14 protein-coding genes and 1 pseudogene are annotated in these 16,939 nt (G+C 33.1%); 12 read left to right on the top strand and 3 right to left on the bottom strand.

The annotated features are described in order from the left end of the window. Positions 1-29: 29 nt before the first annotated feature. From pseI to GFO_RS09455, 4 genes and pseudogenes are all read left to right on the top strand, one after another. Positions 30-1,070 carry a pseudaminic acid synthase gene (gene pseI, locus GFO_RS09470; RefSeq protein WP_011709884.1) on the top strand — a complete coding sequence of 347 codons (1,041 nt, stop codon included), beginning with the start codon at positions 30-32 and terminating at the stop codon, positions 1,068-1,070. A gap of 9 nt (positions 1,071-1,079) precedes the next feature. Next, on the top strand, positions 1,080-2,264 hold the full coding sequence (locus tag GFO_RS09465; RefSeq protein ID WP_011709883.1) for a hypothetical protein: 1,185 nt from the start codon (positions 1,080-1,082) through the stop codon (positions 2,262-2,264). 602 nt (positions 2,265-2,866) lie between these two features. Beyond that, complete coding sequence (locus tag GFO_RS09460; RefSeq protein ID WP_229664738.1) at positions 2,867-3,187, top strand: ISAon1 family transposase N-terminal region protein; 321 nt, start codon at positions 2,867-2,869, stop codon at positions 3,185-3,187. Next, positions 3,174-4,154 (top strand): annotated as a pseudogene (locus GFO_RS09455) (ISAon1 family transposase). Before GFO_RS09460 ends, GFO_RS09455 begins: the two are co-directional and overlap by 14 nt. Before the next feature lie 353 nt (positions 4,155-4,507). Here the strand turns inward: GFO_RS09455 and GFO_RS09450 are convergent. After that, the gene (locus GFO_RS09450) at positions 4,508-5,461 is read right to left on the bottom strand and encodes a hypothetical protein (protein WP_011709879.1); all 954 of its coding nucleotides are present in this window, start codon (positions 5,459-5,461) and stop codon (positions 4,508-4,510) included. A gap of 351 nt (positions 5,462-5,812) precedes the next feature. On the opposite strand from GFO_RS09450, the gene GFO_RS09445 reads away from it, so the two are divergent. Together GFO_RS09445 and GFO_RS09440 are read left to right on the top strand one after the other, a co-directional pair. Beyond that, the gene (locus GFO_RS09445) at positions 5,813-6,088 is read left to right on the top strand and encodes a transposase (protein ID WP_011709878.1); all 276 of its coding nucleotides are present in this window, start codon (positions 5,813-5,815) and stop codon (positions 6,086-6,088) included. 23 nt (positions 6,089-6,111) lie between these two features. Then, on the top strand, positions 6,112-6,465 hold the full coding sequence (locus tag GFO_RS09440) for an IS3 family transposase (protein ID WP_011709877.1): 354 nt from the start codon (positions 6,112-6,114) through the stop codon (positions 6,463-6,465). 258 nt (positions 6,466-6,723) lie between these two features. Here the strand turns inward: GFO_RS09440 and GFO_RS09435 are convergent, their stop codons facing one another. Together GFO_RS09435 and GFO_RS09430 are read right to left on the bottom strand one after the other, a co-directional pair. Then, positions 6,724-8,448 (bottom strand): asparagine synthase-related protein, encoded by a 1,725-nt coding sequence (locus GFO_RS09435; protein WP_011709876.1) that lies wholly within the window; start codon positions 8,446-8,448, stop codon positions 6,724-6,726. A 78-nt stretch (positions 8,449-8,526) separates the two neighbouring features. Then, the gene (locus GFO_RS09430) at positions 8,527-10,239 is read right to left on the bottom strand and encodes an asparagine synthase-related protein (RefSeq protein WP_011709875.1); all 1,713 of its coding nucleotides are present in this window, start codon (positions 10,237-10,239) and stop codon (positions 8,527-8,529) included. Between the two features lie 226 nt (positions 10,240-10,465). Here GFO_RS09430 and GFO_RS09425 point away from each other — a divergent pair, with 226 nt between their 5' ends. The 6 genes from GFO_RS09425 to GFO_RS17265 all read left to right on the top strand — a co-directional run bounded on the left by GFO_RS09425 (position 10,466) and on the right by GFO_RS17265 (position 16,889). Further along, a complete protein-coding gene (locus GFO_RS09425; RefSeq protein ID WP_011709874.1) occupies positions 10,466-11,341 on the top strand; it encodes a polysaccharide deacetylase family protein in 876 nt (291 codons plus the stop codon). 4 nt (positions 11,342-11,345) lie between these two features. Then, on the top strand, positions 11,346-12,221 hold the full coding sequence (locus GFO_RS17270) for a GNAT family N-acetyltransferase (protein ID WP_011709873.1): 876 nt from the start codon (positions 11,346-11,348) through the stop codon (positions 12,219-12,221). Positions 12,222-12,247: 26 nt separating this feature from the next. Continuing rightward, complete coding sequence (locus tag GFO_RS09415; RefSeq protein WP_011709872.1) at positions 12,248-13,375, top strand: glycosyltransferase family 4 protein; 1,128 nt, start codon at positions 12,248-12,250, stop codon at positions 13,373-13,375. Beyond that, complete coding sequence (locus tag GFO_RS09410; protein ID WP_011709871.1) at positions 13,372-14,493, top strand: glycosyltransferase family 4 protein; 1,122 nt, start codon at positions 13,372-13,374, stop codon at positions 14,491-14,493. Before GFO_RS09415 ends, GFO_RS09410 begins: the two co-directional genes overlap by 4 nt. 118 nt (positions 14,494-14,611) lie before the next feature. After that, positions 14,612-15,736, top strand: coding sequence for a glycosyltransferase (locus GFO_RS09405; protein WP_011709870.1), 1,125 nt, complete (start codon positions 14,612-14,614; stop codon positions 15,734-15,736). Between the two features lie 211 nt (positions 15,737-15,947). Beyond that, a complete protein-coding gene (locus tag GFO_RS17265) occupies positions 15,948-16,889 on the top strand; it encodes a GNAT family N-acetyltransferase (protein ID WP_011709869.1) in 942 nt (313 codons plus the stop codon). The last annotated feature ends 50 nt before the right edge of the window (positions 16,890-16,939 follow it).

Raw genomic sequence — 16,939 nt, 5'->3', positions numbered from 1 at the left:
AGAAAAAATTTCCTATTAAAATATAGAACATGAAGATTAAAAATTTCAATATTGATCATAATAGTCCGGTATTTATCATAGCAGAACTATCTGCTAATCATAATGGTAGTCTGGATACAGCTATAGAAACCATAAGAGCTGCAAAAAGAACGGGTGCTAATGCAATAAAACTTCAAACATATACAGCAGATACTATGACCCTCGATGTACATAAACCAGATTTTATGTTAAGCCAGGGAACTATCTGGGATGGTAAATATCTTCATGATCTTTATAAAGAAGCTTATACTCCTTGGGAATGGCATAAACGTTTATTTGAAGTTGCTGAGGAAGAAGGTTTAATCTGCTTTTCATCACCATTCGATTCTACAGCTGTGCAACTGCTTGAAGACTTAAATGTTCCAGCCTATAAAATTGCTTCATTTGAGATCACGGATATTCCATTAATAGAACTTGTAGCCTCAAAAGGGAAACCCATTATTATTTCCACAGGGATAGCGGATTCTGAAGACATCGAGTTGGCCCTGGGGGCTTGTAAAAGAATGGGGAACGATGAGATAGTTCTATTAAAATGTACCTCCTCTTACCCGGCTCCTATAGAAGAAGCCAATATGATAATGGTAAGAGATCTAGCGGAACGTTATAATGTTATTTCTGGTTTATCAGATCATACTATAGGAGCTACTGTACCTATAGTATCTACCGTAATGGGAGCTAAAGTAATTGAAAAACATTTTATTTTAGATAAAAGTATAGGTGGGCCTGATGCCTCCTTTTCTATGGATGAAGCTGAATTTACAGAAATGGTGAAAGCTGTAAGAGAAGCTGAATCTGCAATTGGTAAAGTAGATTATAGTTTAACGGCAAAACAAAAAAAAGGCCGAGAATTTGCCCGATCTATATATGTTACTGAGAATATTAAAAAGGGCGAAAAAATAACTAGAGAGAATATAAGAGCGATAAGACCTGGATACGGTTTACATCCCAAGCATTATAATGATGTTCTTGGGAAATCAGCTAATGAAGATCTTGAAAGAGGAACTGCGTTATCATTAAATCATCTTGCTTAGAACTACAATATGAAAGTTATTTTCTTCTGTCCTAATATCCTAAGGGACGCTCATAGACATATATTTCAATTAGATCGACTTGTTAAGGAAGGATATGATATTGTTATGCTTGATGCAACAAAATTTTATGGAAACCAATCGACCGCTACAGAAGCTATAATTCTAAATAATAAGGTTGAATGTTCAAATGAAGAAGATTTTTATAATTTCAAGGAAAGTTTAGGCAAAGATTCAGTATTGTATGTAGCCTTCGATCAGTATATGAATTTTGCGGCTCCTATACTTCGAACTCTTGTAAGGAAACAGGATAAGGTTCTTTCATATCACACTAAAAGATTTTCTACAGCTCAATTTCCTACTAATAAGTTCAGAATTTTATTTGACAATGTTGTTAAGAAAATAGATAAAATATTACCGCTTCATTTCTTTGCACCTATCTATAGATGGAGATATAAAATTTTCATTCCGGATTATTATCTATGTAGTACCAATTACGTAATTCCAACCAAGGCATTTTTAACTATCAAAAAGGATAATAGAATTGTCGTACATGCAGATGATATCAATAATACTATTAACGATGCATCTTCAACGGTTCCAAAAAATTTGAAAACTGGTGTATTCTTGGATCAGGTTCTTCCATTTCAGGATCGTCTACATCCAAAAATCACCCCCCCAATTCCTTCAAATTATATTAAAAAATATTACACAAATCTGGAGAATACTTTATCAGAATTAAAACAAAGCTTGAAGCTAGATAGGGTGGTTATAGCGCTCCATCCAGATGCAGTTAAACTCGAGAAAGAATTGGCAGATAAATTTGATGGATTTGAAACCATGATAGGTTCAACAAACGAACTTATAAGTAATGCTGATATAGTCTTTGGGCATAGTAGCACAGCCTTGGGTTTTGCAGTTTTTTATAAGAAACCGGTAATTCTATTGAAGGATGAATTTTTAATGAAAGATTTTGACCTTATTAAAAAATTCACTTTATTCTTCGAAAACGCATTAGGTTTCAAACAAATTTACATGGATAAAATTTTCGAATTGCCAGAAAAACCTTTTCAAATCGATGAGGTGAAATATAACAATTACATCCGTAAGTTTTTAAAAGATAGTACTATTCAGGAAAATTCATATTATTATGCAATTGAAAAAATAAGAAAGGATTTGCAACGAAATGTATCCTGACTGAACTTAGAAGACGAGTATTTTTCAATTTTGTAAACTGGTTAAAAAGTATTGTTTCAATTTAGTGTTCATATTATAAACTAATTGAATATCCATCAATTTATGAGGGTTTTTACTTTAGATAATTTTCACTACTGAAAATCCTGATTTTCAGCCTAATAACAAAAAAAAGAGGTTTGGGCTTCTTTTTTTTCTAATGGGAGATAAGAAGTATAATGAGATCCAAGATGAATTAGTTTTCAAGTTAAATATGGATACAATACATTTATCTAACGTTGAATATAGATTATGAAATAGCTAGTAAGAGCTTATTTGCTGATAGTCATATCATTAGGGGGGCTAATATCTTTAAGAAGATATAATTTTTGCTATTTATGCAACTCATTAATTTGACCGTAATTAGTTTAGTTAATTTTTATTTAAATTTCACAAGCTTCTGCGCTGTCGGAGATATTAGGTTTATTAATCAATTCAAATTTTTGTTGGCTTTATAGGTTTATAAGATCAATCTCAGAAGTTGTGTGTGAATTGAATTAATAGTTTGATTTTTGTTTTTTAAATAGGAAGCCTTGGATTCATATATTGACCTACTCAAGATTTTATTGCCCGAACTACTGATCACGCATTTTGACCTTACCGGTCATCGTACAGATGGAGATACCTTACACCTGCATTTTGAAGAAAAGTTAAATACTCCCAGAGAGTTTTCCTCAAGCTTGATCATCGCCTATGGATTCCATAAGGAAATAACAATCCAGGATTTTCCTGTTCGTGGTAAAAAGGTATTTTTGCATATAAAGCGCCGTCGGTGGCTGAACAAGCAAAGCAAACAGGTTGTCCAAAGAGATTGGAACTTAGTAGCGCAGGGAACCCGTATGACCGCCGAGTTCGCTGCTTTTTTAAAAGCACTTGGTCAGTACTAAAGCCTCCGACTGCCATACTATTGGTGGATGTTACGGGGTAAGAGGAAAGAAGCTCCAACGCCAGTACAAAGACTACCTGAGTGACTTCAAGGAATGGAAGCATAAACCCCATGCAAAGCAGTGGCTGATCTTCCCCGAGAACATTACCTCTAAGTTGTCCATTGATGAGACGGCACTCTCCAAAGGAGAACTCTACAAGATCATCACTAACAAAAAGGCCAGGGGCAAGAAGGGCAGTATCGTGGGGATAGGTGCCAAGGTCGAACCCATCATAGAACAGTTGCTCAAAATACCAGCTTCCAAACGAGGACAGGTCAAGGAAATCACACTGGATATGGCCAACTCCATGAAAACCATTGCCAGAAAGTGTTTCCCTAAGGCCATACAGGTTACAGATCGTTTTCACGTACAAAAACTTACATTGGAAGCTTTACAAGATATTAGGATCAAGCACCGCTAGGATGCCATAGAACTGGAGAATGAGCAGATAAAACAAGCAAGGTTTAAATAGCAGCCCTTCACTCCAGAAACCTTCGACAACGGAGACACCAGAAAACAACTACTCGCCCGCAGTAGGTACCTCCTTTACAAAGCACCTTCAAACTGGACAGAAAACCAGTACGGGCGAAGTAAGATATTATTTGAACTTTACCCCGATATAGCACTGGCATTTACCCTTGTGCAAAGGCTAAGGGATATATTTAATAAAGCAAAGTCAATAGAAACAGCGTATACAGAACTTGCCCACTGGTACAAAGATGTAGAAGAAACAGGGTTTAAAGCATTCAATACAATTGCAAACACGATAACGCTCAACTACAGATCCATCTTGAACTATTTTATCAATAGAAGCACAAATGCTTCAGCAGAATCTTTCAATGCAAAGATAAAAGCCTTTAGAGCACAGTTTAGAGGAGTTAGAAATGTAGAGTTCTTCCTCTATAGACTAACCAATATTTTTGCATAAACACAACAATTAGGCTTGATCCTTCATAAGGCTCTAATTTAGGCATCCTAATTCTACTCAAATGTTCAGCTTCATTATTCCAGAAACATATGTGATATATTTCGCAAGACATAATAGTCTTCATAAATCTAAAAAATCATCCTACTTCTCGGCAATACTTTATTACTCATATGAGACTTATTTAAGTTGCGTAATTAAAACTGAAACAATATGATTTAATAAATCTTTGAATGAAATGATTCATATCCTTTTATGTTTTCCATATAATTAAGACATAAAAAAGCAGAGGTTGAAACCTCTGCTTTTGAAATAGAATCTGAAAATATTTCTAGACTCTTTAAAATAACTAATAATTATTCCGTAACAATGATCGAAATATCAGCAGAATCTGAACAATCACCTTCAGTTAATGTATAAGTACTGGTGTATATTCCAGTTTTATCATTTGCGTTTACATATCTTTTCGCAAGTTCTTCAATTGAAGGACTCCAAGTTCCTTGTCTACTAACCCCATTCCCTAAAAGTTTACCATAAAGAACTTTTAATCTCGAAACACTATTGTAATTTGATGAGATTTGAGAGGTAGTTAGATTAATTGAATTATCAGGTCCAGCATTTACAGTACAAACAGGATCAGTAACTTCATCCTCTACCACAGTTACAGCCAATTCAGCACTATCAGTACAGTTTCCAGAACCAACTGTATAGGTAGTTGAATAATATCCGGTTTTATCCTGAGCATTAGTATAGCGTGCTGCAATCTCTTCAATGGTAGGGTTGAAAGTTCCGTCGGTATTTACGCCGCTGGCAACTAGACTTTTATATAAAACTTTCAATCTTGAAATAGAGTTGTAATTGTTGTTGACCTCAGAAATTGTAAGAACAGTAGATGTGTTATCAGAACCTGCATTTATATTACATACAGGTACTACATTAACGGTTATCTCTGCAGAATCTGTGCAGTCTCCATTACTTACGGTATAGGTTGAGGTATAAGCACCAAATTTATCAGCAGAATTAACATAGCGTACAGCTAGATCTTGGATAGAAGGAAAGAATTCACCTGTGCCTCTAACATTTTTAGCTAATAAGTTGTTATATAATATTTTCAATCGTGAAACACTATTGTAATTAGCTTCGATTTGAGCAGGAGTTAAATCAATCGAATTATCTGGTCCAGCAAGATTGGAGCAAGCATCTGTAGTTGCATTTACCTCTTCAACCTGTTGATCGTTCAATTCCAGGCTCTCTGTAGAGCAGGATAGCATAGTAGCGCCTAAAAAGGCCATTAGTATTAATTTTTTCATAGTATAAATATTTAGATTACGAGCATCAAAAATAAGTGAGAAATATCATTTAAAGTTCTGTTTTCGAAATAATTAACATAGATATTCGTTGAATGGTATTAATTGTCGATAAGTTGCAGTTTGAGATACAAAAGATACTAATCTAGGCTTTCTTCATTTATCTCACTAATTAATTGGTCATACAGGATTTATTGAGCTAATATCTAGTAGGATATGAAAGTGAATTGGGTAAGTAAATTCTTTCTAAGCACCAGGTGGAAATGTATGTATTCACTATATTGGAAGCCTGATCATCCCCCTAAAATTAGGACAGTAAGTTAAGTTCAAAAACAACTTTAATTTTACTGTATTATGACACGAAGAAAATTCACCCCAAAGTTCAAAACGAAAGTAGTCCTTGAATCGCTAAAAGAGCGTCAAACGACTCAGGAACTCGCACAAAAATTTGAAATCACTCCGCAACAAATCAGTGCCTGGAAACGAGAATTTTTAAAAGATGCTGATGCGGTCTTTTCTAAAGGAAGTAAGTCTAAGAAATCAGAAGAAGAGGAAAAGAAAGACCAACTCCTTAAAGTAATTGGGGAGCTAAAAGTGGAAAATGATTTTTTAAAAAACGCCTTGCGATAAAACCTTTAAAGGAGCGTAGAACAATGATAAGCAAGGATCATTCAAAACTCAGCCTACAGCGACAATGCAGGCTATTGCAAATCCACCGCAGCGGAATTTATTATAAACCCCGCGGAGAAAGCACGCTCAATTTAGAACTGATGCGCCTGATGGATGAACATTATACCGATCATCCCTTTAAAGGTGCCAGGCGGATGCATACCTGGTTTACGATGGATAAAGGATATATGATCAATAAAAAACGTATTGAGCGTTTATATTCCAGAGTGATGGGGCTTCAGGCCATTATGCCTGGGAAGCATACCTCCAGACGCAATAAAGAACATAAGGTACTTCATAGAAACCCTAATTATATATCTAATCAATTTCTCAAATGACACCTAAGAATATTAGATTTTTATTTTGTATGTGTGGATATATTTATTAAACACTTTCTCAAATATGAGATAAACCAATAATATACATATTTCAATATATAATTTTTTGAGTACTAAGATTTAGATTCTTTAAGTACCCGCAATGTGATTGGAATAAGCAATTGTTACGCTGGGCAAGCTGAATTCATTCCTCACCAGTTAAAATTTAAATAGATAGAATTGATTATTTAGTGTTTGTTGATTTCTGAAGCATTTAGGTTAATTAGAAACTCGCTCGTCTTTCAATTTATTTAATTTCTTATGCATTTTACAAATAATTAAAATTCTAAAACCTAAAACATTCTCATCTAAAATAAGTGAGGTTCTATTTCTTGAAAGAAATTTTTTAAAATTGATAGGTAGAGATTGCTTAATTAATTTTAAAATATTCTTGTTCCTAATTTTTTCTTTTCCATTTTCAACCTTTAAATTTTTGATAACCTGGGTTAGAAAACCTTCGGGAAAAATAGTTTTGGCATAATGGGAAGAAAGCTCCTTCTTAATCAAATCTACCATATTTTTTTGCTTTACAATATTAACTACCAATCCGTTAGAGTCACGCTTGGCATATGGTACGTCAATATCTAGTTGGGTCATAATTTGCTTAAACAATTTTTTATTTGTACGCAGGTCGTCAGGTAATGCTCTCATTACATTAACGATCTTTCTGGATAGAAATGGATTTATTTGCTCAACATATGCAAACTTTAAATCTGCTAAAGCACTTTGGATGTAAGGTATTCTATATTGATGAAATATTCGATCTCTCCAAGTATGAATTGATTCATTGTTCTGTTGCAATAAATAATTTGGCTTTTCCTGCTCCAGATTTTGGATAAAATCATATTTTTTTAGATTTGAAAATTCAGAGCATAAAGTTAGGCCCATAAAACTGTTTACGATCAATGGGGAAAAAATCTTATTATATCCAAATACTTCATCGCCTCGAATAATTCCCTCAACTCCATTTTCATAAAGGTTTTTCCAAATTAAAAATCCATCTAAATAACCAGCTATGTGATCGATTCTCCCCTCACCATTTTTCAGAAATTTTTCTACTATTTCATTTACATTTTCATTAGTTAGTTCAGTAGGGAAAAATAGGTGTCTTGTATTTAGCTTACGGGCTACTTTTTGAGCAATTAATACATCACCCATTTCATCATTGATCGCATTTTTCTCTCCCCATGTAATCGTTTTAAATTTGTCTCGATTGGATCTGCTAAATTTTTTTAAAAGAAGTAAAATAGCCCGGCTGTCGTGGCCTCCAGACAGTGTTATATTCCAATTATCAATGTCTTTTATAGATTTAAATGTACTTGCTAATGCATCTAATAGCTTATTTTTTTGTTCTTTGTAAGCTAATTTTTGAGGCTCGAATTTTACAGGATTCACTTTAGAGTATAGCTCCCATTTAGTTTTGTCAATAATTACAGATCCATCTGCAGGAACTTTCTTGATTCTTTTGTCCCAAGAGCTAGATGGTCCTAAGGAGCCAGTGGAAATAATCCACGGTATTACAGATTTATCAAATTGAAAATCCCCAAGAAACTCTATAATACCTCTTTGTGAAGTAGATGCAATAAATATTTCATTATTAAAATAATACCATACACACCTAGTACCAAGATTATCACATACAACTTCTATTTTATCACCATCTGACCTAAAAATAGCATAATTCCCATCCGGATATTCTAATACAGGTTTATCCCAATTTTCAGTTTTATCAAAAAGCTTACCTAATAAAATATTAGCTCCGTCGGTCTTTAAATTTTTTGTGGGATTACTTACTCCATAGAAATTTTTTTCAGAAGTAAAAAGGAGCGTAGGAGCTAGATTAATATCATCGGGATTAAAATTATCGCATATACTTTTAATCTTTCTATTTTGAGAAGAATCTTCGCAGGGATTTCTAAAGTATACATATAATATTTTTGACATAGATGATAGATTTGATAAGTTATAATTTGGTGTTAAAGGGAATATAGACTTTGCAATGGTACAAATTTTATGGTAGGCTTAATGAGACTTATTTCTAACCGAATCTTCCTGAAGAATTCTTATCATTTTTATGATTACCATCAATCGGAAACCTAAAGTGGAAATATCCAGGGTAGAAGCTTGAAATGCTTTGCTCAACATTTTCTTAATTCGTAAGGGAAGAGCTTTAGATAGATATTTTTTTATCCATTGTTTTGGGGTTTTGGATTGCGATGTGGTAGGCTTTTTTAAGGTAGTTATAACTTCATTTAGAAAAGTCACTGGAAAAATATTTTCAGCATCCTTAGAATTTAATTCTTTTAAAATTTCCTCAGTCATATTTTCTTGTTTAAACAACTCTTCTTTGGGTCTGGTGGCTCCAACTTTTGCAAATTCTTCTTGATTGCCCAGGGAAATGAGTATTTTCTTTATAATTTTTTTTTCATTTCGAAATTTATCTGGATAATTTCTAATTTCTTCAACAATAGAATTGGCCAGTAATGGATCATACTGTTCAACATAGGGGAATTTAAGATCTGATAGAGCTGCCTGAATTATTGGAATTCTATAATCTGCCAATATGCGGTCTCTATACTGGTGAAGGTTCTCTGCAGTTTTTCTTTCTAGTTCTTCTGGAATAAATTGTTCTAAAGAATTTAGAAAATTGAGTTTTTTTAAATTCTCAAAATCAGAAATTAGTGAAAGCCCCATAAAGCGACGGATGTCTAATTCTGATGCGGGTTTGAGCCCACTAAATAATTGATTTCCCCTAAGAATACCTTCATAATTGTTTTCAAATAAATATTTCCAAATATCAAAACCATTCATATAAGATGAAATATGATCTATTCTTCCCTCACCATTCTTTAAAAAGCGTTCTAGAAGCAAATCTATAGGCTCGTGGGAGATTTTAGTAGAGAAAAATGAATGATCTGTTTGATAATTTAGAGCTAGATTTTTAGCAATATTTGCATCGCTGCCTTTTTCTTCTTCTGTATTTTTGATTCCCCAAGTGATAGTTCTTATTTTCTCCTTTTTAGATTTAAATTTATTTAATAACAATAATATTAATCTTGAGTCATATCCACCAGATAAAGATAAAGCCCATTTATTAGAGTCAAGATTTTGATTGTCTACGGCATTATAAATTTTTTCACTTAAATCCATTGATTTAAGATTTTCTCCTAGATCATAATTTACCGGTTGAAGTTCTAATTTCCAGTCAGATATTTTTAGAATCAAGCTAGTAGCCGGTGGAATCCTTTTTATTCTTGAGTCCCAGCTATATAATGGGCCTAATGATCCAGTGGAAATAATCCAAGGAATTACTCTTTCATCAAATTCAAAATTTGAAAGAAATTTGATTATTGCTCTTTGAGAAGTTGCACAAATTAGAATCTCATCATCATAATAATACCATATAGTTCTTGAACTTAATTTATCTGTAAAAACTTCTGTAAGCTCATTATTACTTCTAAAAATAGCATAATTTCCGTCTGGAAAATATTTCAATGGATTTGTCCAGTTTTTTTCTTTATTTAGAATATTTCCTAAAAGCACATTAGTGCCTTCAGTTTTTATCACACTTAAAGGATTTGATAAACTGCAAATTGTTCTCCCATTCTGGGAGCAATAGGATGGATTGGCATGAATATTATCAGGATTAAGTTCAGAAGTTATTTGCTTTACCTTTTCTGATGAATCATGTGGGATCTCTTTATTGCGATAAGTGATGTATAATATTTTTGACATTATTCAGGTTTCGTTGTTGATATCTTTACTATGCTAGAGTTTTAGATTAGCAGCCCTTCAGTAACCGTCTGGGAAAATTTAATTATGCTTAGCTCCTAATATATCTGTTAATATTTTCTCCTAGCTAGGGGATTGGGTGCAATTTAATATATTTGCCCAAAGATAAGCTAGCATAAATAACCTCTCCCTATATGAAGGTTAATTATTATTTGTTTGTAACAAATTTATGAGATCAACACTTTACAATTTTCTAGATCATTTTTCATCTATTTATCTCAAACGTCATTCATCAAAACTTAGAGTTCTGGCATATCATACTGTCCCTGACAATGTGAAATTTGAAGAACAGATTCAGTTTCTGATTTCAGAATATAATATTATTAGTATTGATACTTTGCAATTGGTTTTAAATGGAAAGACACAATTGCCAGAAAAACCTCTAATAATTACATTTGATGATGGTGATTTTTCAGTTTACAAGAAGGGACTGCCAGTATTGAAAAAATATCAATTACCGGCCATTCTCTTTATTATTACTGATTTGATAAATACTCAAGAAAATTTTTGGTGGAAACAGATAGAGAAACACTACCAAGACCAAGGAAAGACTTATTTGGAAGCTCGTAAGAAGGTTAATTCATTAAAACAAGTTCCGGAAAGAGAAAGGCAGAAATACCTCAGTAAAATCCCTCCCGTAGAATATCGCCAATTGAGCACGGAAGAACTTGAAGAACTAAGTGTTAACAGAGTTGCAATCGCTAATCATACCCATACTCATCCTATGTTGAATAACTGTTCTAATGAGGAGATAGAAGAAGAATTAAACCAAGTCCAAACGAGATTTGAAAAGTTGACGTTTGCTTATTTTAATGTGTTTGCATATCCTAATGGCAACTGGGATCATCGTACTGAAAAATTAATTCAAAGCAAAGGTATTTCAGTAGCTTTTCTATTTGATCATCAATTAAATAAAAAGAGTTTAAACCCTTTAAGGATTTCTCGTATAGCAGTTAATACAGATGATGATTTACCAGAATTTAAAGTGAAAGTATCAGGTCTTCATTCCAGGGTATTGTCCTTAAAAAAATCCTTATCTACTTGAACTTATGAATTTAAGCCCGATTAATTATTCAAATAATGTTCCTGAAATAGTTGCACTTCTCCGCACCAGTTTAAGTGATAACCATACTACGGAAAATTTTATCTGGAAGCATTACAATAACCCTTTTGGAAAATCCTATGGTTTATTAGCGTGGGATAAGCAAAAAATTGTTGGAGCAAGGATGTTTATGTTCTGGGAATTTCGTCAAGCGAACATAATATTAAGAGCAATACGTCCTGTAGATACTATCACGCATCCAGAATATAGAGGAAAAGGAATTTTTAAAAAATTGACCTTACAGGGGCTTGAAGACTGTAAGGGAGAATATGATTTTGTATTCAATACACCTAATACTAATAGCTTTCCCGGTTATATTAAAATGGGTTGGAACAAATACGATAGATATTTATTTTTTAAAATTGCATTAACGATTAATCTGAAAAGAAAAGGATCGATAAAACTTTTGGGTCAGAAAGAGTTTGAGTTGCAAAATATAGATCTATCATCCCCATATTTCAGGACTAATTTCTCCAGTAACTATCTGCGATGGCGCTATCTGGATGAAGTATATAAGGTGGCTAAATTTGAAAAAGATTCTATACAGTTATTATTGTTTTACAAATTAGAGAAGGTTAAAGGTGTGAAAGCTTTAATTATACAAGATATTCTTGGAGACTACCAAATGCATAAATCTGCGGTAACGTCCTTAGCAGCTTACATCAACGTGTATATTGTTTTTTATCTAAATACGCCATTGCTGAACCTTAATTTTTATATTTCGAAAAGAAGGCAGAATTCGATTGTAGTTATTAAGGGTGATAAAGAAAAAATACCTGCATCTTTAAGTTTCTCCGCTGGGGATTTGGAGGGAAGACTGTAATTTATAAGATCAAAAAACAATATCGTATGAAAGTTTTACTACTAATGAATTCGTTAGGTGCAGGAGGAGCTGAAAGGTCTATGGTTGAATTTGCCAAATTTCTTCATGACAAGCCAGATATTTCAGTATCGTTTGTATGCTTAGAGCGACGTAAAATTGGCTTGGAAGAAGAAGTTGAGGATTCTGGAATAAGAACACTATACTATAATGGTAAGAAGGGGTATAAATCAAAAAGTCAATTTCTCCTCAGAATTCTAAAATCAGAAAGACCGGATATCATTCATTCTGTTTTGGTAGACTCGAATATTGTTCTACGCTTTGCGCGGCTATTTTATAAAAGTGGTAGTGTAGTGCAGAGTCTGGTAAATACGCCTTATTCCCACGAACGTAAGAAAGATAATAAACTGCCCTGGCATAAATTTTTATTAGCAAAACAATTGGATAAATGGACGGCAAGAATGATTCCTGACATTTTTTATCATTCAATTACTAAGGAAGTTTTAAACCATTATATTCCTATATATCGGATAAAGAATAATTTTAGGGTAATATATAGGGGTAGGTATGAAAATAAATTTTTGGGAGTAAAATCAGAAAATAAAAGTTTCACTCTTATAAATGCTGGAAGACAGGAGTTTGCCAAAGCTCAAATAGACATATTAAAAGCTCTCAAGTATTTACGCAGTAAATATCAGTTAACAGATATAAAGTTTCAATTGCTGGGTAGACCCGGCCATTATACAAAAAAGATAAATGAGTTTATTACGGAAAATGATTTGGACGATCAGGTAGAAATCCTGGGATTTGTAAAAAATGTGGAAGAAAGATTAGTGAAAGCTGATGTATTCGTTTTCCCTTCCTATTATGAGGGTCTTGGCGGAGCGCTTATTGAAGCTTTTGCTGCAAAACTCCCCTGTGTTTGTTCAAACATACCTGTATTAAAAGAGGTGGTGGGGAACGAAAAAGGTGCGCTATTTTGTAGTCCAGGCGATTATCAGAAGCTTGGAGATAATATTTATCAATTATATAAAGATGAAAAGCTAAGAAAAGAGCTCAGTGACTATTCTTATGCAAATTTTGAAAAAAGATATAAGTTAGAAAAAATCAATACTGAAATGTTACAAATGTATAGGGATTTAATAAAATCAAAATGAAAATACTGCAGTTGGTAACAAAAAGACAGTATCGTGGCGCTGAAGTATTTGCTGCTAACCTGAGTAAAGAATTGCTTTTACTGGGACATGATATAATTTTTGTTGGCTTATACCGAAATGACAGCAATATATTGGAGGTTCCAGGCGCTCAGCATGAAGATTTGGTTAAAGCAGAAAAAACATTTTCGACTACTTTGATTAAGAATCTCGTAAAATTGATTAAGAGAGAACGCCCAGATGTTATACAGTGTAATGGTTCAGATACATTGAAATTTATGGTTGCAGCTTCTTTTTTTACTTCCTCTATTCCTATTACATATCGAAATATAAGTATGATAAGTGCCTGGTTGAACGGCTCTTTAAAAACCTTTATTTATAGAAAGATGTTTAAACGCATAGACCATGTAACTTCTGTAGGGACGGAAGCGGCTGAAGATTTTGCAGTAGCATTGCAATATCCTAGGGAACAGATTTCAGTAATACGAAGGGGGATACCTCAAAAAAAAATTGAGCATTCCAGTAGAGCCTCTATAAAAGAGGATTTTGGAATGAAATCTGAAGATAGGTTTGCCGTTCATATTGGCAATTTTAGTATAGAGAAAAACCATGAGTTTTTATTGGAGGTATTTGGAGAAATCAAAAAAATCAATAATCACTTAAAATTGGTATTGGTGGGAAATGGGGTGCTTTTTGAAAAAATTAAGAACAGTATAAAAGAATTTAATCTCCAGGAAACTGTATTTGTGACAGGTTTTAGAAATGATATTCCAGAAATTCTTGCCGCTGCTCATTGTTTTGTTTTATCCAGCAAAGTAGAAGGGGTGCCGGGAGTAATTCTTGAGGCAGCCGCTCAAAAAGTTCCTGCGGTAGCCACCAATGTGGGTGGTGTAAAAGAAGTTTTAATTAATGATCATACCGGTTTTATTATTAATGATTTTAATAGAGAAAAATTTGCTGAGAAAGTAATAGAAATTTTAACTAATGAAGCTTTGCAGTTAAAACTTGGTTCTAATGCTAAAAAAATGGTTGAGAAGGATTTTGATCCGGTTAAAAACGCCATAAAATTTGAAGATCTATATAGAAATTTAATGAGCGGTTCTAATGTGGCTCATTCTTAATTTTGGAGGTTTCTGGGAGATGTTAAAGTCTTATCAAATCTCTGGTTTTACGCTGGACTCTTTTTATTAATAATTAATTTTGAAGCTGGGTTTCAAATAAACAGCCAATTTCTATTGAATGAAAAAGATAAAAGTACTCCACATTATCAAATCATTGGGTCGTGGTGGAGCAGAGATGTTGTTGCCAGAAACGCTAAGACTTCATAATAAAGAAAAATTTGACTTCCATTATGTATATTTTCTTCCCTGGAAGAACCAAATGGTTGAGGAAATAAAGGAACAGGGAGGGAAAGTTATATGTATAGCGGCAAATAATAATCTCAGTTTACTCTCAAAGTATAATGATGTCGCTAAATACTGTAAGAATAATAAAATAGACCTTATTCATTCTCATTTACCCTGGTCTGGTTTTCTTTCGAGGCTTGTTTATAAAAAAACCGGCATACCTCTTATTTATACCGAACATAATATACAGGAACGCTATCACGTAGCAACTAAAAAATTAAATGCATTTACGTTTAATTGGCAAAGTAGAGCTATAGGTGTTTCTGCAGATGTTAGTAAATCTATATCGGAAAATATCAACCCGGATATTTCAGTACAAACCCTATTAAATGGAGTGAATACACAGAAGTTTAATAGAGATGAAAAAGAAGCAAGTATAATAAAAAAGAAATATCAAATCCCCCAGAATGCATTAGTAGTTGGCAATTTAGCGGTTTTTAGAGAACAAAAGGATCTAATTTCCTGGGTTAAAGCTTTTAAAACCATTAATCAATCAATGCCGGACGTATACGGTTTAATAGTTGGTGCTGGTCCAAAAAAAGATGAAATTCAGGAGCTTATCAAAGCATACAACCTGGAAGGAAGAATTATTCTACCGGGATTACAGACTAATACTGTAGCCTATTTATCTGCTATGGATATATTTATGATGAGTTCCCAGTTTGAGGGTTTGCCCATAGCTTTACTGGAAGCCATGAGCATCGGTTGTGCTATTGTTTCTACCAAGGCAGGAGGCGTCGTTGAAGTGATTAAACATAGCAAAGACGGTTTACTATGTGAAATTGGGGATATAGAGAAGCTTGCGGACAGTTGTATTGAATTATTACAAAAAACCGTTTTAAGAAAGAGGCTACAAGAAGCGGCGAGGGAAAGGGTGATTACCGCTTTTAGCCTGGTAAATATGGTTAATGAATTGGAGAAGTGTTATATTGAATTAATAAATCATAATAGGGGATAATTTACTTTAAATATGTGAAGTTTAAATAAATTTGTAGAGGTGCATGCCTTTAAATACTGACATATGTTCATATATGAAAGTAAATTTCTGGATTAAAATATGATTCTAATAAAACTCTAAAGATCTTCAATTTAACTCTTTAATGTCAAGTCTATTTGAGTAGTTCACATATTTAATTAGCATAACAAAAATTAAAGAATAATCATTATTTATGGAAATTAAGGAAGCTGATTTAAACGACATTCCTGAAATTGTAGAGGTCTTAAAAGCTAGTCTGGGAGAAGAACAACTAGAGCTATCAGAAAAAGTATGGAGGTACAAACATATTGACAATCCTTTTGGAAGTTCTGTTATATTAATAGCTAAAGAAGACAACAAAATTGTAGGTGTACGAGCCTTTATGCGTTGGCAATGGCAACATGGAGATAAGAAGTATCATGCTCTAAGGGCTGTAGATACAGCCACACATCCAAATCATCAAGGGAAAGGAATATTTAAAAAATTAACCTTAAGAGCTGTTGACTTCTCAAGGTCAAACGATGATAATTTTATTTTCAACACACCTAATGAACAAAGCAGACCTGGTTATTTGAAAATGGGATGGGAGCAGGTTGGTAATATACAAGTTGGACTGAGACCATCTTTGTCTTTTTTGAAATTTAAAAAAAAACAAAAATTTTATAAGATAAATAAAAATATTTCTAATTCTGAAATAAAAGAATTATGTACTAAATGGAATAAAAGACTAGAAGATAAACTGGGATTGTTTAATCCTAAATCTCCGGAAATACTTAAATGGCGTTATGAAAATAATCCCTTGCAAAAGTATGAAGTTATAGCAGGCCAAGGTTTTTACCTAGCAGCGTACCTAAAAAAAAGAGGTAAGTTTAAGGAATTTAGAATCGCTGAGTTTATTTATGATGAACAATTACTTTCATCAAAAGAACTCAGTAATATTATAAATAATATAGTAAATAATTTTAGCTGCCATATAATTAGTTATGCTCCAAACTTGCTAAGGTTAAGTGGAAAAAAAGGCCATTTCGGGCCGGTACTTACTTTTAATGCATTAAATATAAGTGATAAGGAAAAAGACTACTTTTTAGAAATAGATAACTGGAATAATAGCTTAGGGGATTTAGAATTGTTTTAATATGATAGGAGTTCTTTTTTTAATAATATTATTTTTTCTTGTTAATCAGG

It is taken from the genome of Christiangramia forsetii KT0803, from assembly GCF_000060345.1.
Classification (GTDB): Bacteria; Bacteroidota; Bacteroidia; order Flavobacteriales; family Flavobacteriaceae; genus Christiangramia; species Christiangramia forsetii.
The sequence above is the reverse complement of the archived record's forward strand: the minus strand, read 5'-3'. Positions and strand labels throughout refer to the sequence as shown.

Bases quoted from the DNA above. Each gene is read 5' to 3' on its own strand.
- pseI (WP_011709884.1), top strand. From the start codon at position 30: ATGAAGATTAAAAATTTCAATATTGATCATAATAGTCCGGTATTTATC.
- GFO_RS09465 (WP_011709883.1), top strand. From the start codon at position 1,080: ATGAAAGTTATTTTCTTCTGTCCTAATATCCTAAGGGACGCTCATAGA.
- GFO_RS09450 (WP_011709879.1), bottom strand. From the start codon at position 5,461: ATGAAAAAATTAATACTAATGGCCTTTTTAGGCGCTACTATGCTATCC.
- GFO_RS09445 (WP_011709878.1), top strand. From the start codon at position 5,813: ATGACACGAAGAAAATTCACCCCAAAGTTCAAAACGAAAGTAGTCCTT.
- GFO_RS09440 (WP_011709877.1), top strand. From the start codon at position 6,112: ATGATAAGCAAGGATCATTCAAAACTCAGCCTACAGCGACAATGCAGG.
- GFO_RS09435 (WP_011709876.1), bottom strand. From the start codon at position 8,448: ATGTCAAAAATATTATATGTATACTTTAGAAATCCCTGCGAAGATTCT.
- GFO_RS09430 (WP_011709875.1), bottom strand. From the start codon at position 10,239: ATGTCAAAAATATTATACATCACTTATCGCAATAAAGAGATCCCACAT.
- GFO_RS09425 (WP_011709874.1), top strand. From the start codon at position 10,466: ATGAGATCAACACTTTACAATTTTCTAGATCATTTTTCATCTATTTAT.
- GFO_RS17270 (WP_011709873.1), top strand. From the start codon at position 11,346: ATGAATTTAAGCCCGATTAATTATTCAAATAATGTTCCTGAAATAGTT.
- GFO_RS09415 (WP_011709872.1), top strand. From the start codon at position 12,248: ATGAAAGTTTTACTACTAATGAATTCGTTAGGTGCAGGAGGAGCTGAA.
- GFO_RS09410 (WP_011709871.1), top strand. From the start codon at position 13,372: ATGAAAATACTGCAGTTGGTAACAAAAAGACAGTATCGTGGCGCTGAA.
- GFO_RS09405 (WP_011709870.1), top strand. From the start codon at position 14,612: ATGAAAAAGATAAAAGTACTCCACATTATCAAATCATTGGGTCGTGGT.
- GFO_RS17265 (WP_011709869.1), top strand. From the start codon at position 15,948: ATGGAAATTAAGGAAGCTGATTTAAACGACATTCCTGAAATTGTAGAG.